General features: G+C 37.4%; 19 protein-coding genes. 7 read left to right on the forward strand and 12 right to left on the reverse strand.

Annotated features, from left to right (window positions below; genetic code table 11):
• Positions 1–5 precede the first annotated feature (5 nt).
• From mscK to seqA, 3 genes are read right to left on the reverse strand one after another with little or no spacing between them, the layout of a single operon-like run.
• Positions 6–3,344: a mechanosensitive channel MscK gene (gene mscK / locus DV427_RS00380; RefSeq protein ID WP_114890915.1), complete on the reverse strand. Its 3,339-nt coding sequence runs from the start codon at positions 3,342–3,344 to the stop codon at positions 6–8.
• Between the two features lie 15 nt (positions 3,345–3,359).
• Complete coding sequence (gene menE / locus DV427_RS00385) at positions 3,360–4,721, reverse strand: o-succinylbenzoate--CoA ligase (protein ID WP_114892154.1); 1,362 nt, start codon at positions 4,719–4,721, stop codon at positions 3,360–3,362.
• A gap of 2 nt (positions 4,722–4,723) precedes the next feature.
• On the reverse strand, positions 4,724–5,335 hold the full coding sequence (gene seqA / locus DV427_RS00390; protein WP_114890916.1) for a replication initiation negative regulator SeqA: 612 nt from the start codon (positions 5,333–5,335) through the stop codon (positions 4,724–4,726).
• A gap of 69 nt (positions 5,336–5,404) precedes the next feature.
• Here seqA and DV427_RS00395 point away from each other — a divergent pair, with 69 nt between their 5' ends.
• From DV427_RS00395 to fur, 3 genes are all read left to right on the forward strand, one after another.
• Positions 5,405–6,187 carry an alpha/beta fold hydrolase gene (locus DV427_RS00395; RefSeq protein WP_114890917.1) on the forward strand — a complete coding sequence of 261 codons (783 nt, stop codon included), beginning with the start codon at positions 5,405–5,407 and terminating at the stop codon, positions 6,185–6,187.
• 98 nt (positions 6,188–6,285) lie between these two features.
• Positions 6,286–6,810, forward strand: a complete 525-nt coding sequence (gene fldA / locus DV427_RS00400) for a flavodoxin FldA (protein ID WP_114890918.1) — start codon at positions 6,286–6,288, stop codon at positions 6,808–6,810.
• Between the two features lie 29 nt (positions 6,811–6,839).
• Complete coding sequence (gene fur / locus DV427_RS00405; protein ID WP_005635392.1) at positions 6,840–7,283, forward strand: ferric iron uptake transcriptional regulator; 444 nt, start codon at positions 6,840–6,842, stop codon at positions 7,281–7,283.
• A 106-nt stretch (positions 7,284–7,389) separates the two neighbouring features.
• On the opposite strand, the gene gdhA is transcribed toward fur, so the two are convergent.
• The 7 genes from gdhA to DV427_RS00440 all read right to left on the reverse strand — a co-directional run bounded on the left by gdhA (position 7,390) and on the right by DV427_RS00440 (position 14,184).
• Positions 7,390–8,739 carry an NADP-specific glutamate dehydrogenase gene (gdhA, locus tag DV427_RS00410; RefSeq protein ID WP_114890919.1) on the reverse strand — a complete coding sequence of 450 codons (1,350 nt, stop codon included), beginning with the start codon at positions 8,737–8,739 and terminating at the stop codon, positions 7,390–7,392.
• A 374-nt stretch (positions 8,740–9,113) separates the two neighbouring features.
• Complete coding sequence (gene tatC, locus DV427_RS00415; RefSeq protein ID WP_005629126.1) at positions 9,114–9,884, reverse strand: twin-arginine translocase subunit TatC; 771 nt, start codon at positions 9,882–9,884, stop codon at positions 9,114–9,116.
• A gap of 9 nt (positions 9,885–9,893) precedes the next feature.
• The gene (gene tatB / locus DV427_RS00420; protein WP_114890920.1) at positions 9,894–10,454 is read right to left on the reverse strand and encodes a Sec-independent protein translocase protein TatB; all 561 of its coding nucleotides are present in this window, start codon (positions 10,452–10,454) and stop codon (positions 9,894–9,896) included.
• Positions 10,455–10,457: 3 nt separating this feature from the next.
• Positions 10,458–10,685 (reverse strand): twin-arginine translocase TatA/TatE family subunit, encoded by a 228-nt coding sequence (tatA, locus tag DV427_RS00425; RefSeq protein WP_005629124.1) that lies wholly within the window; start codon positions 10,683–10,685, stop codon positions 10,458–10,460.
• A 172-nt stretch (positions 10,686–10,857) separates the two neighbouring features.
• Positions 10,858–12,297 (reverse strand): alanine/glycine:cation symporter family protein, encoded by a 1,440-nt coding sequence (locus DV427_RS00430; RefSeq protein ID WP_162790239.1) that lies wholly within the window; start codon positions 12,295–12,297, stop codon positions 10,858–10,860.
• A 183-nt stretch (positions 12,298–12,480) separates the two neighbouring features.
• Positions 12,481–13,395: an N-acetylglucosamine kinase gene (gene nagK / locus DV427_RS00435; RefSeq protein WP_114890922.1), complete on the reverse strand. Its 915-nt coding sequence runs from the start codon at positions 13,393–13,395 to the stop codon at positions 12,481–12,483.
• A gap of 63 nt (positions 13,396–13,458) precedes the next feature.
• Complete coding sequence (locus tag DV427_RS00440; protein WP_114890923.1) at positions 13,459–14,184, reverse strand: phosphatase PAP2 family protein; 726 nt, start codon at positions 14,182–14,184, stop codon at positions 13,459–13,461.
• 69 nt (positions 14,185–14,253) lie between these two features.
• Between DV427_RS00440 and ribA the strand changes: the two genes are divergently transcribed.
• Positions 14,254–14,904, forward strand: coding sequence for a GTP cyclohydrolase II (gene ribA / locus DV427_RS00445; RefSeq protein WP_065249775.1), 651 nt, complete (start codon positions 14,254–14,256; stop codon positions 14,902–14,904).
• Between the two features lie 320 nt (positions 14,905–15,224).
• Here the strand turns inward: ribA and DV427_RS00450 are convergent, their stop codons facing one another.
• Positions 15,225–16,766 (reverse strand): peptide ABC transporter substrate-binding protein, encoded by a 1,542-nt coding sequence (locus tag DV427_RS00450; protein ID WP_114890924.1) that lies wholly within the window; start codon positions 16,764–16,766, stop codon positions 15,225–15,227.
• A complete protein-coding gene (locus DV427_RS00455; protein WP_114890925.1) occupies positions 16,759–17,121 on the reverse strand; it encodes a YbaN family protein in 363 nt (120 codons plus the stop codon). The genes DV427_RS00450 and DV427_RS00455 overlap by 8 nt, the downstream gene beginning before the upstream one ends.
• A 121-nt stretch (positions 17,122–17,242) precedes the next feature.
• On the opposite strand from DV427_RS00455, the gene prlC reads away from it, so the two are divergent.
• The 3 genes from prlC to DV427_RS00470 all read left to right on the forward strand — a co-directional run bounded on the left by prlC (position 17,243) and on the right by DV427_RS00470 (position 22,225).
• Positions 17,243–19,282 carry an oligopeptidase A gene (gene prlC / locus DV427_RS00460; protein WP_114892155.1) on the forward strand — a complete coding sequence of 680 codons (2,040 nt, stop codon included), beginning with the start codon at positions 17,243–17,245 and terminating at the stop codon, positions 19,280–19,282.
• A gap of 255 nt (positions 19,283–19,537) precedes the next feature.
• Positions 19,538–21,085, forward strand: a complete 1,548-nt coding sequence (locus DV427_RS00465; RefSeq protein WP_114890926.1) for a type I restriction-modification system subunit M — start codon at positions 19,538–19,540, stop codon at positions 21,083–21,085.
• Positions 21,086–21,091: 6 nt separating this feature from the next.
• Positions 21,092–22,225: a restriction endonuclease subunit S gene (locus DV427_RS00470; protein ID WP_114890927.1), complete on the forward strand. Its 1,134-nt coding sequence runs from the start codon at positions 21,092–21,094 to the stop codon at positions 22,223–22,225.

The raw sequence follows: 22,225 nt of genomic DNA on the forward strand, positions 1-22,225 counted from the left end.
TCTCTTTAATTAGTTTTAGTTAATTTTTCCATATTAATAAAAGGAATCTCTTCACCCGTATCGTTATTTTTAATAAAGATATCCAACTGATTGAAAGCAATGTCTATATTATTTTCTTTAAATAATTGATTTACACGACGATTTAATAAATCAAGCGTATCATTACGCTCAGAAACTTGTCCGACATAAACTCGTAACTCATGGTCTAAAGTGCTTGCACCAAAATTTAAAAACAACGCTCTTGGCTCAGGCTCTTTTAAAACACTTGGCAATTCATAAGCAGCTTGTAACAACAAACGTTTTACTAATTCTAAATCGGAGTTATAAGCAACCCCAACAGAGATGACTAAACGAGTAATGGTATTTGATAATGCCCAGTTCGTCACTTGCCCTGTGACAAACGATTTATTCGGCACAATTACTTCTTTTCTATCAGGATCAATCATTGTAATAGCACGAATACGGATTTTCGCTACCGTACCAGTGACACCGTTTATCGTAACGGTATCGCCCACTCGAATTGGGCGTTCAAACAATAAAATAATCCCAGATACAAAGTTTGCAAAGATTTCTTGCATACCAAAGCCCAAACCAACTGAAAGGGCAGCAAACAACCATTGCAATTTAGACCACGACATGCCTAATGTAGCAAATGCCCACGCACCACCAACCGCAAATAAAACATAGGTTAACAATGTAGTAATAGTATAAGGCGTGCCTTGTGAAAGTTTAACCCGTGAGAAAATTAATACTTCTAAAATACCTGAGATATTGCGTACTAACACATAAGTAATCCCTACAATCACCAAGGCGACGAGAAGATTAAATAAAGTGATACTTTCCATCACTGTGCCAGCTTCAGTAGTCGTCGTTTGCTGCCATAAGGTCACTTCACGCAAATAACTTGCCACTGTTACAAGATCTGACCAAACATAGTAGAAAATACCAAACAAAGCAGTCCAAATGAAAAGATCCGCAAAACGCAATAACTGGCTACGCACTTCATTTAGAGCTAAGCCTTCTTCTTTTTCATTAAGAACAAGCTCATCAGATGTTGAGCCTTCATTGATGCTTGCTCGTTTCTGATTACGTTTTTCTTCTAAACGGCGATGAGCCAAGCGACGAGAGGATACAGTAATACCACGATAAATTACTTGGCGAGTTAACCACCACACACACCAGGCTATATAAGAATTAATCAGATGCTGTATTAAATTCAACGCAGTGTAATAGTATCCCAATGAGACTAATAGCACTAAGCCAACAGGAATAATCTGTAAACCAAATTGAACAATTTTGACGATAATGTGGTTATGGCTTTTTTTCTCATCTTCGTAAGAACGTAGCACATTTTTGAAACGTGGTGCGATGATAATAATGCAGAACAACAATGAAACTATTGTGTTCACCTGCCCAATCACATCATTTGCCAACCCATAATCAGTCACGTTACTAAATACTGATGTATTAAGTAATAAAACAACCGCTACAACAATACGTTTAATTACACTTTGAAAACGCACCGCACTTTGTTGAGAAAATTCAAAGTGGCGCACAAAAATCCCATTTGGGCGGAATAAAGAAAGCCAAAATGTGAAGAACCACCAATAACCAGCCATACTAAACGACCAATCCCAAAACTCAGTTGGATTTTTCACAAAAAAGAAACCAATCATTTGGCAAATGGCTAAAAACCATAATGTCCCTGAAAGGGTTAAAAATGCAGTCAATAATATAGCTAATGGAGTATTCCATTGATTGTCATATTTCAAACGATTAATTTCACTATTAATTTTGGCTAAACGCTGTTTAATACGTTCTTTAAAACGAAAAATCGCACCGCCTACAACAAACAGAGCAAAGAAATACATCAGTAAATAAGGTAAATTACTATAGTTGGTTGGAAAACCAATTTTCTTCACAATACCATCTACTTGAGCAACAAATATATGTGGTAATTCACTAAACCAATCTAAATTAATAGGATTATTACTTTTAACCCAAAAACTTTGTTGATCTAATTTAGCTTGAACTTGATCACTTATTTGAGTAATTTGCTGCTGAGTAAGCTCTAATGAAATAGCTAAATTAAGCTGGCTATTCAATGATTTAATTAAGTCAGATAAAACTTTCCGACGCTCAGTTAATAAATTCGTTAATTGAATCTTCTCTGTATTACTAAATTTTTCGCCTTCATCTGATTCTACTTTAAGAATATAAGCATCTAAATCGTAAAGCTCATTACGTTTTTGAGTAATATCAAAAATCTGAACCCTCAAATCTGCAATTTGTTTTGATAAACCTTGAATATTTAAATTAGTTGGTAATTTTTGTTTTTGTTGCTGAATAATACGAGAAAGTACCAATGTACCTTGTAAAGCGCTAATTTGTTCGTCAATCGTATGTTGAGTTTGAGTAAGACTCTCCAACACATTACGCATTCTCAAGTCATCTTGCGTCAAGATATTAGTTTTCTCAGTTTGTTGTAGCAAATATTGACTCAAGTCCGCATTACGCGCCAATTCTTTCTGAATATAGGAATTTTTTGCACTATTTAGTTGCTGTTGCTGAACTTGTTCCACTTGGTTTTGAGTTTGCGCCAAGTTTTTCTGATTAATCACCTCTTGAATCGCCACAATTTGTTGTTGTAGCAATTGCAAACGCACATTCAACAAATCATAACGACTTTGATAAAGCAATGTCAGCTGATCACTATTTTTCAATAAATCTTGGTTGTAAGCGTTTTTTAAATCAATCAACTGTAATTCTATTTGATTTTTTTGGCGTAAAGCTTTTGTAAGATTGCTATCGGCTAATTGTTGATTAATTTCTTGTGTGCGTTTCAAATTCTCAGTAAGACTGGTTTGTGCACGCTCAGATACAGAGCTTTGCCCCGCTAATTGAGTATTTGCTTTACCTAACGCTGTTTGAGTTTCCTGCTGTTGAGCACTAAGTTTGCTTAATGCAGCCTGTAAATCTGCTAAATTTTGTGCTTGATAATCGACTGATTTAGATTGTTCTAACTGCTTTTTAAACGCCAATAAATCTACATTATTTTTCTTAATTTCACTATCAGCATGGGCTAAAACATCATGTAAATCTTCATTATTTTTTTGTTGAGTTTGAATGAGTTGCAATAAATCTAAAGAGGTTTGCAATTCATTAATAAGTGCTGTTTTTACATCACCATCAGCCATTTTTTGCGCGTCAGCCAAATCTGCGGTGAGCTCTTGCTCCGTAGGTAATAATATTTTGCTTTTATTTGCAGCAAATGTTGGATGCACCGTCGCCCAACCAATTAAAGCTGTAGCTAAAAGTACGGTGAAAAAACGTGATGTTTTCATAAGTTACCTGTATTTTTATTGTTCGTTTATTTGTTTTGCTAACCAATCGGCAAGCACTTTACGTGATATTTTTATTGCACCAGTAGATAAATCTACTGGCAATTCATAATAAGCTATTGGCTGTTTAAAACGAGCCAATTTATCTTGTAAAAATTCAGTGAGTTTTTCGACCACACTTTGATTAAAGGGTTCATTCAAAGCAACAATCGCAACTGGGCGATAGCCAAATTCATGATCGGCTTTGGGTAAAACAAAAACTTGTTTCACCATAGCATTTTTCAGCATCACTTGCTCTATTTCTTCTGGCTGAATATTTTCACCGCCAGAAATAAACATATTATCAAGTCGTCCGATAATTACCAGTTCGCCCTCTTGCAAAATACCTTTATCTTTTGTCTGAAGCCAGCCGTCACTATTCGTTAATGGAAAAATTTGTCGTTCTTTCCAATACCCCATTGCCAAACCAGCACCTTTTAGCCAAACTTCATCGTTCACCAAACGATATTCTCGACCTAATAACGGTTGCCCTACGCCTTGTTTTTTATCAGATTGTTTGGCAAAAACCGTAGATGCCATTTCTGTCATGCCATAACCAGAATAAGTTTCGATACCATATTTCACCATTTTTTGTGTAAGTTCTGTCTGAATATGCGCACCGCCTAGTAAAATATGGCGTGTAGCAAATGAAATGCTCGAATTTTCCTGTAAATAATCTAATAAACGCTGTAATTGCGTTGGCACAAGAGAAACGTGAGTTGCCTCCAATAATGAAGCGTAAAAATCCGTTTTCGGAAAATGCAATTCAGCGCCACAACTCAACCAACGCCAAACAATACCTTGACCTGAAACATGATATAACGGCAAGGAAAGTAGCCAAGAATGTTCGCTATCGAACTTCATCAATTCGCATATGCCCTTCGCATTATCTAAATGCGCTTGAACATTATGCACCACCGCTTTTGGCAAACTTGTCGAGCCAGACGTAAGTGTCATTGTTGCTGGGCGAAAGAAATCAGCTTTTTGTATAACTGCACCAGCTATTGGCAAATCCCTCAAATCTTTATCATAAAAACAAAAATCGATGTGATGAACTTCACACAACTCAGAAATTTTTTCTTGAGGGAAAGCCGGATTAATACCTAGAATTTTTGCACCAAGTTGGATTGTGGCAAGATATAAAAATAAAATGTTTTCTGTATTTTTTCCAATAAAAGCAACCGCACTTTCAGGATTTACACCTTTATTTTGTAAAAAGGAAACAGTTTGGTTCACTTTCTCGGCTACTTGCGCCCAATTAAAAATATCGCCCTGTGCAGTGCGCAAGGCGATTTTATGAGAAAACTTAGGTTGGAGAGCAAATGCTTGCCAAGGATACATCATTAATTTACCGTGAAATATGCTCGCACTTCGTCAATTAAACTTTCAGGCAAATCCATTGATTGCATTGCACCTTCCAACATCAGCATTTTACGACCACTGTTTGTATTAGTGATAACCCAATAAGGCGTATCTGGAATTTGTTTTGGTTTTGTATGATTGCCTGTCATTAACAATGTTGCTTCATCGCGCGCAAAATAAACTCGAGTACGGCCTTGTAAAGATTCTGTGGCTTGCGCAAAACTCTCAGGATTAGTGCGATAAAGCACGCGCAAAATAGCTAAGAAACGTGTAACAGCTTTACCTTCTTCTTGAAATTCTGTCGAGTTCAACAACGTTTGAACTTTTTCTACGATCTGATTAATTGCAGTTATCGGCTGTTTTTTCGTCGGTTTTATACTTTCTGACTTAGCAGGTTCGGGCTGTACTTCTACTTTTGATTCTGTTTTTTCGTTATTTTCAGCCGGAGCAAATGTTAAGTCATCGGCAAAAACACTCGCATGTGCCGGTAAATTAAGCAAACGGCGTAAAATATCCGAAGCACTTTCCCCAATAGAGCGGGTTTGGCTCGCAATGTATTGGTATAATTCTTCATCAACTTCAATGATCTTCATTTTTTTCTCTCTGTTTGCTAGAATTTTTTTAATTATAACGACTTCTTTACAAATTCTCACGTAAAAATTATGGCAAATTCATTGCTCAATTATCAATTTCATCAAGTAAAACAAACGATTAATTCTCCAACTTTAGTTTTTATTCACGGTTTATTCGGGGATATGAATAACCTTGGCATCATCGCCAGAGCTTTTAGCGAAAATTACAATATTTTACGCGTAGACCTGCGTAATCACGGCCATAGTTTTCATTCGGAAAAAATGACTTATCAACTTATGGCTGAAGATGTTATCGCGGTAATCCGCTACTTAAATTTATCCAAAGTGATACTAATTGGTCATTCCATGGGGGGAAAAACCGCCATGAAAATCACCGCACTTTGCCCAGAATTAGTCAAAAAATTAATTGTAATAGATATATCTCCCCTACCTTACGAAGGATTTGGGCATAAAGATGTGTTTAATGGCTTGTTCGCTGTCAAAAATGCAGCCCCTCAAACTCGTCAAGAAGCTAAACCTATCTTAAAAAAGGAAATTGATGATCAGGATGTCGTGCAATTTATGCTGAAATCTTTTGAGCCAAATTCACCTGATTATTTTCGCTTTAATCTCACCGCACTTTTCAACAATTACTCTAACATTATGGATTGGGAAAAGGTGCATGTACTCACGCCGACGCTGTTTATCAAAGGCGGAAATTCTTCTTATATAAAAATAGAGAATAGCGAAAAAATTTTAGAACAATTTCCTTATGCGACGTCTTTTACTATCAGTGGTTGTGGGCATTGGGTGCATGCTGAAAAACCTGAATTTGTTATACGTGCGATAGAGCGATTTGTAAATAAGAATTAATTAATTTAAATGAGAATACTTTTGTAGTATACTCCCACATAATTTAGGGTATATCCCCTATTTATAATCAATACGTTAAATTTTAAAAGGAAAGAAAAATGGCAGTTGTTGGTCTATTTTATGGCAGTGACACAGGCAATACCGAAAACATCGCGAAAATGATCCAAAAACAATTAGGTAATGACTTAATCGATATTCGTGATATTGCAAAAAGTAGCAAAGAAGATATTGAAGCATACGATTTCTTACTTTTCGGTATTCCGACTTGGTATTACGGCGAAGCACAAGCTGACTGGGATGATTTTTTCCCAACGTTAGAAGAAATCGATTTTACAGATAAACTCGTAGGTATTTTCGGCTGTGGCGATCAAGAAGACTATGCTGATTATTTCTGCGATGCTATCGGCACCGTGCGCGACATTATAGAACCGCGCGGCGCAATCATTGTGGGTAATTGGCCAACTGAAGGTTATACTTTTGAAGCATCAAAAGCATTATTAGAAGATGGAACTTTCATTGGTTTGTGTATTGATGAAGATCGCCAACCAGAACTCACGGCAGAACGTGTAGAAAAATGGTGTAAACAAATTTACGATGAAATGTGTTTAGCCGAGCTCGCTTAGAATTTTTCACATAAAAGGAAGGGAACTTTATGTCTGAAGAAAACATTAAATTACTTAAAAAAGCTGGATTAAAAATCACTGAACCTCGTTTAACAATTCTTAGCTTAATGCAAGAGCACAAAAACGAACATTTCTCGGCAGAAGATGTGTACAAAATCCTGCTTGATCAAGGGAGTGAAATTGGCTTAGCGACGGTTTACAGAGTATTAAATCAATTTGATGAGGCTCATATTCTCATTCGTCACAATTTTGAAGGGAACAAATCTGTATTTGAGCTAGCTCCAACTGAACATCATGATCATATTATCTGCGAGGATTGCGGAAAAGTATTTGAATTCAGTGACAATATCATCGAACAACGTCAACGCGAAATTAGCCAACAGTACGGTATTAAGTTAAAAGCACACAGTTTATATCTTTATGGTAAATGTAGTGATATCAATAAGTGCGATGAAAACAATTCAAATAAATAACATCTCTGAGGCGACTCAATGTCGCCTTTGTTATATTCAATTTTATTCAAAAAAATAACCGCTCTTTTTTTAAAGTGCGGTTATTTTCTATTTGAAATTTTAAGGATTAATAAACACCTTGTGCCAACATAGCATCAGCGACTTTAACAAAACCTGCTACGTTTGCTCCTACCACATAGTTGATATTTTCTTGACCTTCAATCGTGCCGTATTTTTTACAGTTTGCGTGAATGTCTAACATGATGCGATGCAATTTTGCATCCACTTCTTCTGCAGTCCAATACAAACGTTGTGAGCTTTGCGCCATTTCTAAACCAGAAGTCGCCACGCCACCAGCATTAGCCGCTTTACCAGGTCCAAATAATACACCAGCAGCCTGTAACGCGTCGGTTGCTTCAATAGTAGTTGGCATATTGGCACCTTCAGCGACCAATCTCACGCCATTTTTAATTAAACGTTGAGCATCAGAAAGTTCTAATTCATTTTGAGTTGCACAAGGAAGCGCAATATCAACTTTCACTTCCCAAGGGCGTTTACCTTCAAAATATTGCAAGCCAAATTGTTCTGCATAATCTTTCACTCGACCACGTTTTACATTTTTAATTTCTAAAAGTGCGGCTAATTTTTCAGTAGTAAATCCCTCAGTATCATAAACATAACCTGATGAGTCAGAGCAAGTCACCACTTTTGCGCCAAGCGATAATGCTTTTTCAATAGCATATTGCGCTACATTACCAGAACCTGAAACCGATACGACTTTACCCGCAAAACTATCGCCTTTTTCAGCTAACATAGCTTGAGCAAAATAAACTAACCCATATCCCGTTGCTTCTGGACGAATTAAACTACCACCAAAAGACAATCCACGCCCAGTAAAGACGCATGCAGCTTGGTTTGATAATTTTTTCATATAGCCAGCTAAATAACCAACTTCGCGTCCACCAACACCAATATCACCTGCAGGCACATCAGTATCCGCCCCTACATGGCGATAAAGTTCAGCCATCAATGCCTGGCAAAAACGCATGACTTCTGCATCTGATTTCCCTTTCGGATCAAAGTCCGAACCACCTTTTGCACCGCCCATAGGCAACGTGGTTAAAGCATTTTTAAATATTTGCTCAAAGCCCAAGAATTTTAAGATAGATAAATTTACTGATGGATGGAATCGCATACCGCCCTTAAATGGACCAATTGCACTATTAAATTGCACTCGGAATGCACGGTTGACTTGCACTTGACCATTGTCATCAGTCCAAGCTACACGGAATTGAAATGCACGTTCAGGCTCGACTAAACGTTCTAATAATCCCTCTAAACGATATTTAGGATTAGCTTCTAAAAAAGGCCAAATAGAAGTAAACACTTCTCTAACCGCTTGTAAAAACTCAGGTTGATGACCATCACGTTGAGCGACTTTTGCTAAGAATGCATCTAGGGAAGCAACTGTTGACATAATGAATTTCCTTCTTTGTTGTTTATGTTGTGTGTATTGTGTTTTTTATTATGTTCGCCTCATGGGGCGCACTGACAATATGCAATGACTGATTTAACGTTGCAATAATTTTCATGAAGGAAATTTAAAGAAAAACAAAGTGGAAAGAAATTATCTAAAAAATTACCACATTTATTAAATAAAAAATAAAAATAAAGATAATAACCTAATAAAATGATGATATTTTAGGTGAAAATACGAAACTTTTACTAAGCTATAAATCACATTTATTCGTGAATAAAGAAAAGATATTGTTTTATGAAAAAGCAACGCGAGGTTGACATCAACGCAATAAAAAAGGGGCTAAGCCCCTATTTAATATATTAATCGATTTATTATTCTGTTTTTTCTGATTCATCGTTGTTTTCAACCGCACTTTCATCGTCTTTGGGTTGATAAAAACGAGCTACTAACAGGCCAAGCTCAAAGAGCAAGCACATCGGCACTGCGAGTAAAGTTTGTGAGAAAACATCAGGAGGTGTTAAAAGCATGCCGATAAAAAATGCCCCCACGATAATATAAGGACGTTTTTCGGAAAGAGCCTTCACAGTGGTAACGCCAGTCCAGCAAAGTAGAATGATAGCTATCGGTACTTCAAAACACACACCAAATGCTAAAAATAATGCCAAAGCAAAATCTAAATAACTGCTGATGTCTGTTGCAATAGCAACGCCTTCTGGTGCAGTTTGTGTAAAGAAACTAAATACAAACGGGAACACAACGTAATAAGCAAAAGACACGCCACAATAAAATAAAATCGTACTTGAAAATAGCAACGGATAAATCATCCGTTTTTCATGTTGGTACAATGCAGGTGCAACAAAAGCCCAAATTTGATAAAGCAAATAAGGGACAGAAATAAAAACAGCAACAATCGCTGTCAATTTAATTGGCGTAAAGAAAGGCGTTTGAATATTGGTTGCGATCATTGTCGCACCTTTTGGCATAACAGCCGTTAAAGGTGCAGCAACAAAATGATAAATATCGTTGGAAAAATACACCAATGCGACAAAAACCAATACCACACAAATCACACAGCGTAATAAACGGTTTCTTAGCTCAACAAGGTGTGTAATTAGAGGTTGAGATTCATCCACATTACTCATAAAAACTCGCTATGATTCAGTTTTTGAAGATTGAGATTTTGGTGCTGGAGCAATTTCAATCTCATCCGGCGGATAATAATCAGATAAACGCTCAGTCAATTCTGCTTGCTCGTGGGCCTCAAGTGCGATTAAATCTGCAGGTGTTTTTTCTGCTTCAGGTAAAGTTTCTGTCGAATCCTCAGTTAATGCCACATTTTGAGCCTTTTCTGCATTTTCAGCCGCACTTTTAATTTCTTTAATTTGCTCTTCCACTGTTGTGCCAGCTTGAGCTGCTTTATCTTCTAGCTCCGCTTTCATTTTGTCTGCTTGAACTTTTAATTCTTCCACCGTTTTACTCAATTCTGGTGAAAGGGTTTGCAAGTTCAAAGATTCAGCTTTTTTGATACTATCCTGTAATTCTTGCAATTTTAGTTCTTGCTTCAACTCATTTTGCACATTGGCAGCTAAACCACGAATTGTTTTCACCCAGCTCATCACTGTGCGAATAGCGACAGGCAAACGCTTCGGCCCTAGCACAACTAGGCCAACCACCATTAACAAAACAAGTTCTGAAAAACCAATATCAAACACGGATTAAGCCTGTTCTTTCTCTTTTGTAGTTTCAGTTTTTGCAGATGTTGCATTATTGTCAATAGACTTAAATTCAGCATCTTTTGCTTTTTCGTCATCTTGCATTGCTTTCTTAAAGCCTTTCACTGCAGCGCCAAGATCTGAACCCGCATTTCTTAATTTTTTCGTACCGAAAACCAATAAAATGACCACTAATAAGATAATCATTTGAGCAGGGGATAAACCAAACATAATAAACTCCGTTCTATAAAAAAGAAAAAATTTGGGTCGGAATATACCCTTTTTACCCACGTAGAACAATAGCTATCGGGGATTATTTTCAATTTATCACGATATTAATGATAAAACGCAATATATGAATAAACTAAAAATGGCTAAAAATTTCTTTCTAGCCATTTCATGCTTATTTCCAAATGCGAGAATCAAATATTCTCTTACGTAATTCAGGGTGCTCGTCAATCTTAAATTCTGGTGTTTTTCCTTCCTTAAGCTGGCGTTGATAATCCTTCATCAATTTCCATACGATTGGCGACAACATCAAAATTGCGATCAAGTTAATGATTGCCATGACGGCCATTACCGTATCCGCAAAATTCCACACCACATTGCCTGAACGAACCGAACCAAAATACACGAAGAATAGCACCATTAAACGGAACAAAAATACAAACCAAGGTTTATTCTTAATAAAACGGATATTGCTTTCCGCATAAGCATAATTACCAATAATGGAAGAATAAGCGAATAACAATAAGATAAACGCTAGGAAATGCACCCCAAATTCACCTATGTGATATTGCAAGGCGTTTTGCGTAAGTGAAATACTTTTTAGCGTTTCGCTACCATAATTATTTGAAAGCAAAATAATAACAGCAGTACAAGAACAAACAATCATGGTATCAACAAACACACCCAACATCTGTACTAAGCCTTGACTAACAGGATGCTTAACATGAGCTGCAGCAGCCGCATTAGGCGCAGAACCCATCCCAGCCTCGTTAGAGAATAGTCCGCGTTTAATTCCCATCATCATTGCTTTTGATACTAGCGCACCAAACATTCCGCCAGCCGCAGCATCAAAACTAAATGCACTTTGAATGATACGATGAATCACGGAAGGGATCATATCAATATGCATGCCAAGAATAATCACCGCCATAATCAAATAGAAAAGCGCCATCATTGGAACCAGACTACTCGAAATAATCGCAATACGCTTAACGCCACCGAAAATAATAAGTGCGGTCAAAATTACTAATGAAATACCGACATATTCCCCTTTCCAATTCCACGCATTGCTGGTTGCTTCCACAATGGAGTTAGCCTGCACAGAATTAAATGCGAAACCAAATGTAAAAATTAATGCAAGTGCAAAAGCCACCGCCATACAACGTGATTTTAAACCTTGCACAATATAATAAGCGGGACCACCACGGAATGAGCCATCTTTATCTTGAATTTTAAATAATTGAGCAAGGGTAGATTCAGCGAAAGCACTCGACATACCAATAAATGCCGTTACCCACATCCAAAACACTGCGCCTTCTCCTCCCAAGGCGATTGCCGTTGCTACCCCACCAATGTTACCCACACCAACGCGGCTCGCAAGACCTGTCGTAAACGCTTGGAAAGGTGTTAACGAGCTTCCTTCCACTGCACGACCAAACCACATTTCACGAAGGCTTGCTGGGAATAAACGGAACTGCACAAATCCTGTTGTAATGGTAAAAAATAGCCCCGTCCCAAGCAAAATAATAATTGTGGCATCCCATAAAGGCCCATCAAGGTGTGCGACTATCCAAGTTAGCACTTCTTCTAACATTTTTGAAAATTCAAATTCCATAATCATCCCTCAAGCGATAAATAATTTGATTGTATGGTTTTTCAATGAAAAGGCGAGATTTTTTAATAATTTCTCTAACGAAAAGAAACGCAAACAAGAAAAAATCTAATAATTTTAGAATATTCTAAATATTTTTCAAAAATAAAGGGCGTATTATTCGAATACGCCCATTAGTTTGCTGAATTATTTGGTTAAAAACAACGCTGCAGCACCTCTCACACCACCTGAATCGCCGTGTTTCGCTTTTTTAATTGGCGGGACTTTTGCTGTCCGCATCAAGTGAGGAGGTAATGCTTTTGGTAAAGCCTCATAAAGGTAATCAAAATTAGATAATCCACCACCTAACACAATCATATGCGGATCAAATGCCGTAATGATATTGCCAATAGAAATCGCCGCCAATTCAACAAAAAGATTCACAAAATCTACCGCACTTTCATTGCCTTGATAGAACAAATTAATAATTTCACGAGCAGATAACGTTTCGCCTTTCAAATCACGATAAAGCATTTCAAAACCGCGACCAGACAAATAATTATCCAAACAAGCCTTGTTGCCACAACCGCATTGATAAATTGGGGCTTTATCCCATCCTAATAACTTCAAGGCATGATAATTTAGTTGTAAATGACCAAGCTCTCCCGCCATTCCCACTTGACCTGAATGAACTTTACCGTTTAAAACAAAGCCACCACCAAAACCAGTTCCAAGAATTAAACCAAGTACAGTCGGATATTGCTGATTTTCCGCATCCCATGCTTCAGATAACGCAAAACAATTTGCGTCATTTTCTGCCCGCACTTCACGGCCTAAACGCACAGACAAATCGCGTAAAATTGGTTTATTATCTGCCACACGAATATTAGTAATTTCGGCTAATCCAGTTTGTTGATTCACAAAACCAGGCACGCCCAAACCTACGGTGCCCACCTCACCAAACTTTTCATCAGCACGATTCACTAAATCCACAATCGTGTTAAGCCATTCCTCATAGTCAGTTTTAGGTGTTGGTACCCGTTCAGAATATAATTTTTCTAATTTTTCATTGAATACAGCAAGCTCTATTTTCGTGCCACCAATATCTAAACCATAATACATAATCTGCTCCTTTATAAAGAAGTACGGTTAAAATTAGCCAAAATTTTAACCGCACTTAAATCGTTATTTTATGACGAAGATCGCCTTTTTCTTTAAAAAGGCAAAAATAATGCTATTAATCAACCATGCCAGCAATGTCGCCACTAATAAATCTATTGGGTAATGCATGCCTAATCGCACACGGCTAATCAACATCAATAAGCCCCACACCGCAATGCCCGCCACCAGCAATTTTGCTTTAAAAGAACGGTTACCTAATAATTGAGTAAAGCCAACAGCAAGCATCAGCCAAGTTGCTGCAAAAATCGTATGTCCTGAGGGAAACGAATATCCTGTTTCATTTTCATAATGATGAACTAACCAAGCTGGTGTGATAGCATCCATCGAATAAAAATCCTTAGCGATTTCTGCACGCAAAGTGCGGTCATTTTTATAAAAGTTTTCAGGCGTTGAATGAGTTTGCTCAGCTAGATAAACGGTGAACGGACGAGGTTCTTCAAACAATGCTTTTGCCCCCGTTTTTGCCGCTTGAGTGGCAATAACTGAAATCCCCATCACAATTACGCCTAATAGCCATTGTTTTGGGTTTTTAAATAAAAACGCGAACAAAAGCGTAAACAACACACAGGTGATCAACGCATAAGGTACACTACCCGTTTCAGTGAGCAAATAAAGCCAATAATCAGCTTCTGTTAATTGGCTATTGCCATGCCACTGATAGGAAATACCCCAAATAAAAAATGGTACAAGACAAAGTAATAACGTATATAATGACAGCCTTTTAAACATGCTCGCCCCTTAATAATAAAAAATAATGCGCGCATTCTAACAGAAATGACTACGAATAAGGATCACTTTATGGCAAAAATTCAGCTAGTTGCGCAAGCCAATTTACCTACTGAATATGGTATTTTCAGAATGGTGGGATTTGAATTTCCAGATACCAAAAAAGAACATGTAGCTTTAGTAATGGGTGATATTTCTAATGTTGATGAACCTGTGTTAGCACGCATCCATTCTGAATGTTTAACTGGCGATGCACTTCACAGCTTAAAATGCGATTGTGGGTTCCAACTGGCGACAGCATTAAAACAAATTCAAGAAGAAGGTCGTGGTGTCTTAATTTATCATCGTGAAGAGGGCCGCGGAATTGGTTTGATTAATAAAATCCGAGCATATTCTTTACAAGATAAAGGAATGGATACGATTGAAGCCAATCTTGCTTTAGGCTTCAAAGCAGATGAACGTAACTTCGAAGTCTGTGCCGATATGTTCGAGCTACTTGGTGTAAAAAAAGTTCGCTTGATGACCAACAACCCAGAAAAAGTAGAAACCATGAAAAAAGCTGGTATCAACGTGGTTGAACGAGTTCCTCTTAATGTGGGAGAAAACCGCTACAACACAAAATATCTTGATACCAAAGCGAAAAAAATGGGGCATTACATTGTGCATAACAATGATGAACAACATTTAATGACCTGTCCACATTGCCAAGAAGAGATTATTTAATAAAATAATACATATAAAAAAAGCCATACTGTTATATTGAACAGTGTGGCTTTTTTATTTAAACCTTATGCCATGGAATAATCAAAAGATTTTTTAGCATATTGCTAAAAACGAGAAACCCCGTCTCGTATTCCAAAGATCGGGGCTTATCAAGAGTAAGTAAAATGAAAAAAACGCTCTTTTTCATTTTCTTGATTATCTGTTGTTTAGTTAGCTGTTCTGGTACAGTTATCTAAGATAATAGCTACGGGGACGATGTCGGAGTTGTCCCCAACGCCTCCAATCTTAAAGAATTCTTTCCTTGATTGCAAGCGTGATTACTAATTTTTAACCTTTCGCCATAAATCTTTACTATAAATGGTTCCAACAGAATTTACTTGCGCGCCCATTATACTTGGCGCAAGATAAACTGGCGTACTATATTGAAAAATGGGTAATACTAAATATTCTTGTTGAACTATCCCTTTTAATTTCGCGTAATTTTCTAACCGCACTTTTTCGGATGTCGTCGTCATTGCACTTTCAAATAAACGATCAAATTCTGCATTTTTATAGCCATTTTTGTTATCAGGGCTTTTTGAATAGAACAAATTTAAGAAAGCAACGGGATCATTAAAATCAGCACACCAGCCAGAACGAATTAATTGAAAATCCCCTTTTGTGCGAGCTGTTTGCAATTCTTGCCAACCCATCCCTTGATGTTCAACTCGTAATAAATCTGATTGCGATAATTGACGATTTAATCGCGTTGCAATAGTCTGATTAAGAAACGAATCATCATAACGAATACGTAATTTCAACGGATGAGTTTCACTAATTTGATTTTGGGAAAGAAGCTGTTCTGCAACAACTGGCTCCCAAACAGACTCTTGCTCACCTAGCATAGGTTTAGGTAAAAAAGTATTACTTGGATAAAGATGAGCAATATCTGCAACCAAATTTTTCGTAGAAATCATCGAAGCTATCGCTTTTCTTACCGCACTTTTTTGCAACATAGGATCGGCAAGATTAAACTCATAGAAGTAAGTACAAAGTTGCGGATAATCTTGGATATTTTGAACTGTTTTTTGCGGATTCAATACAACATCAAAATCAGACAAATCTGCATCAGCTGCAATTTTTTGATACTTCACTTGATGAAATATCACTTTTTCCTTTGCCCAATAATAAGGATTGGCTGTTAAAATGTACTGATTTTCAGACTGGCTTTGTAATTGATATGCACCATTGTTGATAAGGGTTTCAGTCGATTTAGCATAGCGAGGCAAAAGGCTGACGTGCGCCAACATAGAAGGTAAATATGGCGATGCTTTATCTAATTCAATGCGTAAAGTGTGGTCATTTTCAACGAATAATCCTAGCGATTCCACAGCCATTGTTTTTTCCAATACTGCCCTCGCATTTTTCAAATTCATAAAAGCCAAATAATTTTTTAGCGGGCTTTCAGATTGGGAAAGTGCTTGCCAAGATTGTACAAAATCAGAGGCAATCACCGATTCACCATTTGACCATTTAGCATTTTCACGCAAAGTGAAAATCCATGTTTTATTATCTTTAGTTTGCCAACTTTCTGCTACGGCAGGAACAAGATTACCTTGCGCATCATAAGCCGTTAAGCCTTCAAAAAGATCGCGTAATAATTGGGTTTGTTCTTCACTTTGTGCTTGCCAAGGTTGTAAAGTAAGATCGCTATAAACGCCACGTTTTAATTCAACACGGTTGGACTCTAATTGAGTATTTTTCGGTGTCTCAACTTGTGGCGAAACAGACTTGGGATTATCCAATTTATCACAAGCCACCACCGTAAAAATAATGGAAAAAATAACCGCACTTCGCTGGCACAAAGTTAGAAAATTATTCATTCTCGGTTTTAACCCAAAATAAAAAGAACCAAAATTTAATACAAATCAACGCCGCAATAACACTACGCCCCATTACGCTTGGTGTAAAATAAAAACCAATAAGCAACATAGTGGTCGCAAAACTCAAAATGCAAATTTTAGTATTTTTCTTTAATGTACGATTTTCATTAAAAGACTTAAGATGTTTTTGATAAATACTTGTGCCTAAAAACCATTGTTCTAAGCGTTTTGAACCTTTTGCAAAGAAAAATAAAGTAAGTAATAAAAAAGGAGTGGTCGGTAAAATAGGAAGGAAAATGCCAATGATGCCAAGAGCAAGAGAAAGAAAACCTAAAATAATGTAAATAATTTTCATAATGTTCCTAATAAAAAAAAATGCGAACCATTATTACTGATTTTTTAGATTTTTCAACCTTGATATTATAGAATTTGTCGTCACATAAAAAGTAGTTTTCAAAAAAGGAACATTTATGTCTATGTCAAATCCATTACTTAACATTCAAGGCTTACCGCCATTTTCACAAATCAAGCCCGAACATATTCAACCGGCTATTGAAAAATTAATTCAAGATTGTCGTGATACGATAGAACAAGTGTTAAAACAACCGTACTTTACTTGGGAAAATTTCATTTTGCCTTTAACGGAAACCAATGATCGCTTAAATCGTGCTTGGTCACCCGTTTCTCATCTCAATTCAGTAAAAAATAGTGCTGAATTACGTGAAGCCTATCAAGCGTGCTTGCCTTTACTTTCTGAATACAGCACTTGTGTTGGTCAGCATAAAGGGCTTTATAATGCCTATTTAGCGTTAAAAAACAGCGCTGAATTTGCGGACTATTCGATTGCGCAAAAGAAAGCTATTGAAAATTCACTGCGTGATTTTGAACTTTCAGGTATCGGGCTTTCAGAAGATAAACAACAACGTTATGGCGAAATTGTGGCGCGCTTATCGGAATTAAATTCACAATTTAGCAATAACGTATTAGATGCCACAATGGGCTGGGAAAAACTCATTGAAAACGAAGCAGAACTTACAGGCTTACCTGAATCCGCACTGCAAGCAGCACAACAATCTGCCGAAAGTAAAGGATTAAAAGGCTATCGTTTTACGTTAGAAATCCCAAGTTATTTGCCTGTGATGACTTACTGCGAAAATCGTGCATTGCGTGAAGAAATGTACCGTGCTTATGCAACACGCGCCTCAGAGCAAGGCCCTAACGCAGGCAAATGGGACAACAGTAAGGTCATGGAGGAAATTCTTACATTACGCGTGGAATTGGCGAAATTACTCGGTTTTAATACTTACACCGAACTTTCACTTACCACCAAAATGGCAGAAAATCCACAACAAGTGCTTGATTTCTTAGATCATCTTGCCGAACGAGCTAAACCACAAGGCGAAAAAGAATTGCAAGAATTGAAAGATTACTGTGAAAAAGAATTTGGTGTCACTGAACTTGCACCTTGGGATATTGGTTTTTACAGCGAAAAACAAAAACAACATTTATACGCTATTAATGATGAAGAACTTCGCCCATATTTTCCTGAAAATCGCGTAATTTCAGGTTTATTTGAATTGATTAAACGCATTTTCAATATTCGTGCAGTTGAACTCGAAGGCGTGGATACTTGGCATAAAGATGTGCGCTTCTTTGATTTAATCGATGAAAATGATCAACTCCGTGGCAGTTTCTATCTTGATTTATATGCACGCGAACATAAACGTGGCGGTGCGTGGATGGACGATTGTATTGGACGCAAACGTAAACAGGATGGCAGCATTCAAACTCCTGTGGCTTATTTAACTTGCAACTTCAACGCCCCTATATGTAATAAACCAGCGTTATTTACGCACGATGAAGTTACCACGCTATTCCACGAATTTGGTCATGGAATTCATCATATGCTCACACAAATTGATGTATCCGATGTGGCGGGTATTAACGGTGTGCCTTGGGATGCCGTGGAATTACCAAGTCAATTTATGGAAAACTGGTGCTGGGAAGAAGATGCATTGGCGTTTATTTCAGGGCATTACGAAACAGGCGAGCCGTTGCCAAAAGAAAAACTCACGCAATTATTAAAAGCGAAAAATTTCCAAGCCGCGATGTTTATCTTGCGTCAGCTTGAATTTGGGATTTTTGATTTCCGTCTGCATCATACCTTTGATGCGGAAAAAACCAATCAAATTTTAGAAACACTTAAAGCGGTGAAATCACAAGTTGCCGTCATAAAAGGTGTAGATTGGGCGAGAACCCCGCATAGCTTCAGCCATATTTTTGCAGGGGGCTACGCCGCAGGTTATTACAGCTATTTATGGGCAGAAGTGTTATCGGCTGATGCTTATTCACGCTTTGAAGAAGAAGGTATTTTCAACCCAATCACTGGCAAATCATTCTTAGATGAAATTCTCACGCGTGGCGGCTCAGAAGAACCAATGGAACTCTTCAAACGCTTCCGTGGTCGTGAACCGCAATTAGATGCGTTATTAAGACATAAAGGAATTATGAACTAATACACCAAACTATAGGGCATGCACGACATGCCCTTTCTCAAATATTTTCCGCTAAAAAAGCTATTCATAAAAACATTGCAAATTTCAACCGCACTTTATCAAAACAGAACCTTCAAACGAGCTATTATTTTTTTACAAATAACAGTAATGAAGCATTAGAAATAAAGTCATCTAAACTCACACAAATATACTAATTTCCTGTATAATTTTTCACATATCTATTCAACTCGTTACACAAAATATTCTGAGGATTTTATGGCAGCAGCAATTCAACAACGCGCAGAACTTCAACGCCGTATTTGGCAAATCGCTAATGATGTACGTGGTTCCGTCGATGGTTGGGATTTTAAACAGTATGTTTTGGGTACACTTTTCTATCGTTTTATCAGTGAAAATTTTGCCAACTATATTAAAGGTGGAGATGATAGCGTTAATTATTCTACTTTTAATGATGACGACCCTATTATTGCAGCCATCAAAGAAGATACCATCAAAGCAAAAGGCTATTTTATTTACCCAAGCCAATTATTTAAAAATGTCGTGGCGACAGCCAATACTAATCCGAATTTAAATACAGATCTGAAAAGCATTTTTACTGATATCGAAAACTCCGCTACTGGCTATCCTTCCGAACAAGATATTAAAGGCTTATTTGCCGATTTTGATACCACCAGCAACCGCTTGGGCAATACCGTTGCTGATAAAAACAGCCGTCTAGCTGCGGTATTAAAAGGCGTTGCCGAGTTAGATTTTGGTGACTTTGAAGATAATCATATTGATTTATTCGGTGATGCTTACGAATTTTTAATTTCCAACTATGCCGCTAATGCTGGTAAATCAGGTGGCGAATTCTTTACACCACAATGCGTTTCCAAGCTAATTGCTCGACTGGCTTTATATGGACAAGACAAGGTCAATAAAATTTATGACCCTGCGGCTGGTTCGGGTTCTTTATTATTGCAAGCCAAAAAACAATTTGATGAACACATCATTGAAGAAGGATTCTTCGGGCAGGAAATTAATCACACCACTTACAACCTCGCTCGTATGAATATGTTTTTGCATAACATCAACTACGACAAGTTTGATATCGCCCTTGGCAACACCTTAATGAATCCGCAATTTGGCGATGATAAACCTTTCGATGCTATCGTTTCTAACCCGCCTTACTCCGTGAAATGGATTGGCTCGGATGATCCAACACTGATTAACGATGAACGCTTTGCACCTGCCGGTGTGCTTGCACCGAAATCGAAAGCAGACTTTGCCTTTATTTTGCATGCATTAAGTTATCTTTCGGCAAAAGGTCGTGCGGCGATTGTTTCCTTTCCTGGCATTTTTTATCGCGGCGGTGTGGAACAAAAAATTCGTCAATATTTGGTGGAAAACAATTTTGTAGAAACCGTGATTGCCCTTGCACCTAATCTATTTTACGGCACCAGTATTGCCGTGAATATTTTGGTTTTGTCCAAGCACAAACCCAATACCCAAACTCAATTTATCGATGCCAGCGATTTATTTAAATCCGCCACCAATAACAACCTTTTAGAAGAGGAACATATTGAGCAAATTCTAAAACTGTTTGCCGATAAAGAAGATGTACCGCATTTGGCAAAATTAGTTCCCATTGAAGAAATCGCCAAAAATGAATACAACCTTGCAGTGAGTTCGTATGTGGAACAAAAAGACACTCGCGAAGTGATTAATATTGATGAACTCAATGCGGAAATTCGTAAAACTGTAGCTAATATTGACCGCTTGCGTGCCGAGATTGACAAAATTGTGGCGGAGATTGAGGAGTAAAACACCATGAAAAACAACCGCACTTTTTTAGAAAAATTATTGGATGGGGCTGAGGTTGAGTGGAAGCCACTGTCTTTAGTCTCAGAAATGCAACGCGGAAAAACAATAACTGCAAAATCTACAAATGAGGGAAAAATTCCTGTCATTAGTGGAGGGCAAAAACCAGCTTATTATCATAGCGAATCAAACCGTGACGGTAAGACTATTACGGTTGCTGGTAGCGGAGCTTATGCTGGCTATATAATGTACTGGGAAGAACCTATTTTTGTTAGTGATGCCTTTTCAATTAAAACAGATGAATCTTTATTACAAATAAAATACGTTTACCATTTTTTATTGCAAAATCAGCAAAAAATTTATGCAATGAAGAAAGGTTCTGGTGTTCCCCACGTTTATCCTAAAGATATCGGAACACTAACCATCCCCATCCCCCCACTCCCCGTCCAAACCGAAATCGTTCGAATTTTGGACGCATTGACAGCGCTTACCAGCGAGCTTACCAGCGAGCTTACCAGCGAGCTTACACTACGCCGGAAGCAGTATGAATACTATCGGGAAAAATTGTTAAGTGAAGAAGAACTTGAAAAGGTTGGGTTTGAGTGGAAAACTCTAGATCAAATTTCAGAGAATCTAGATTCTAAACGAAAACCGATTACAAGTGGCTTACGTACTTCAGGTAAAATTCCTTATTATGGTGCTTCAGGTATCGTTGATTATGTAAAAGATTATATATTTGATGGAGATTTTTTACTTATTTCTGAAGATGGAGCAAATTTATTAGCTAGAAATACACCTATTGCCTTTAGTGCTTCAGGAAAAATATGGGTAAATAATCATGCTCATATTTTAAAATTTGAAACGTATGAAGAACGTCGATTTATTGAATTCTATTTAAATAAAATAGATTTAACCCCTTATATTTCAGGTGCTGCGCAACCTAAATTAAATAAAAAAAATTTAAATAGTATTAAATTCCCGATTCCTAGCATTCCAGAACAACAACGCATCGTTTCAATCCTTGATAAATTTGAAACCCTCACAAACTCCATCACCGAAGGCTTACCTTTGGCGATTGAACAAAGCCACAAACGGTATGAATATTACAGAGAATTATTATTGAATTTCCAAGGCAGAGAATAA

This window comes from Haemophilus haemolyticus, assembly GCF_003351405.1.
GTDB lineage: Bacteria > Pseudomonadota > Gammaproteobacteria > Enterobacterales > Pasteurellaceae > Haemophilus > Haemophilus haemolyticus_N.

What these genes read in the sequence shown, in the direction of transcription:
- ribA (WP_065249775.1), top strand. Translation starts at nt 14,254, where the DNA reads ATGGCAAAAATTCAGCTAGTTGCGCAAGCCAATTTACCTACTGAATAT.
- DV427_RS00455 (WP_114890925.1), bottom strand. Translation starts at nt 17,121, where the DNA reads ATGAAAATTATTTACATTATTTTAGGTTTTCTTTCTCTTGCTCTTGGC.
- seqA (WP_114890916.1), bottom strand. Translation starts at nt 5,335, where the DNA reads ATGAAGATCATTGAAGTTGATGAAGAATTATACCAATACATTGCGAGC.
- DV427_RS00470 (WP_114890927.1), top strand. Translation starts at nt 21,092, where the DNA reads ATGAAAAACAACCGCACTTTTTTAGAAAAATTATTGGATGGGGCTGAG.
- DV427_RS00465 (WP_114890926.1), top strand. Translation starts at nt 19,538, where the DNA reads ATGGCAGCAGCAATTCAACAACGCGCAGAACTTCAACGCCGTATTTGG.
- prlC (WP_114892155.1), top strand. Translation starts at nt 17,243, where the DNA reads ATGTCAAATCCATTACTTAACATTCAAGGCTTACCGCCATTTTCACAA.
- menE (WP_114892154.1), bottom strand. Translation starts at nt 4,721, where the DNA reads ATGTATCCTTGGCAAGCATTTGCTCTCCAACCTAAGTTTTCTCATAAA.
- DV427_RS00395 (WP_114890917.1), top strand. Translation starts at nt 5,405, where the DNA reads ATGGCAAATTCATTGCTCAATTATCAATTTCATCAAGTAAAACAAACG.
- nagK (WP_114890922.1), bottom strand. Translation starts at nt 13,395, where the DNA reads ATGTATTATGGTTTAGATATTGGTGGCACGAAAATAGAGCTTGCTGTA.
- DV427_RS00430 (WP_162790239.1), bottom strand. Translation starts at nt 12,297, where the DNA reads ATGGAATTTGAATTTTCAAAAATGTTAGAAGAAGTGCTAACTTGGATA.
- DV427_RS00450 (WP_114890924.1), bottom strand. Translation starts at nt 16,766, where the DNA reads ATGAATAATTTTCTAACTTTGTGCCAGCGAAGTGCGGTTATTTTTTCC.
- gdhA (WP_114890919.1), bottom strand. Translation starts at nt 8,739, where the DNA reads ATGTCAACAGTTGCTTCCCTAGATGCATTCTTAGCAAAAGTCGCTCAA.
- fldA (WP_114890918.1), top strand. Translation starts at nt 6,286, where the DNA reads ATGGCAGTTGTTGGTCTATTTTATGGCAGTGACACAGGCAATACCGAA.
- mscK (WP_114890915.1), bottom strand. Translation starts at nt 3,344, where the DNA reads ATGAAAACATCACGTTTTTTCACCGTACTTTTAGCTACAGCTTTAATT.
- fur (WP_005635392.1), top strand. Translation starts at nt 6,840, where the DNA reads ATGTCTGAAGAAAACATTAAATTACTTAAAAAAGCTGGATTAAAAATC.
- tatC (WP_005629126.1), bottom strand. Translation starts at nt 9,884, where the DNA reads ATGAGTAATGTGGATGAATCTCAACCTCTAATTACACACCTTGTTGAG.
- tatA (WP_005629124.1), bottom strand. Translation starts at nt 10,685, where the DNA reads ATGTTTGGTTTATCCCCTGCTCAAATGATTATCTTATTAGTGGTCATT.
- DV427_RS00440 (WP_114890923.1), bottom strand. Translation starts at nt 14,184, where the DNA reads ATGTTTAAAAGGCTGTCATTATATACGTTATTACTTTGTCTTGTACCA.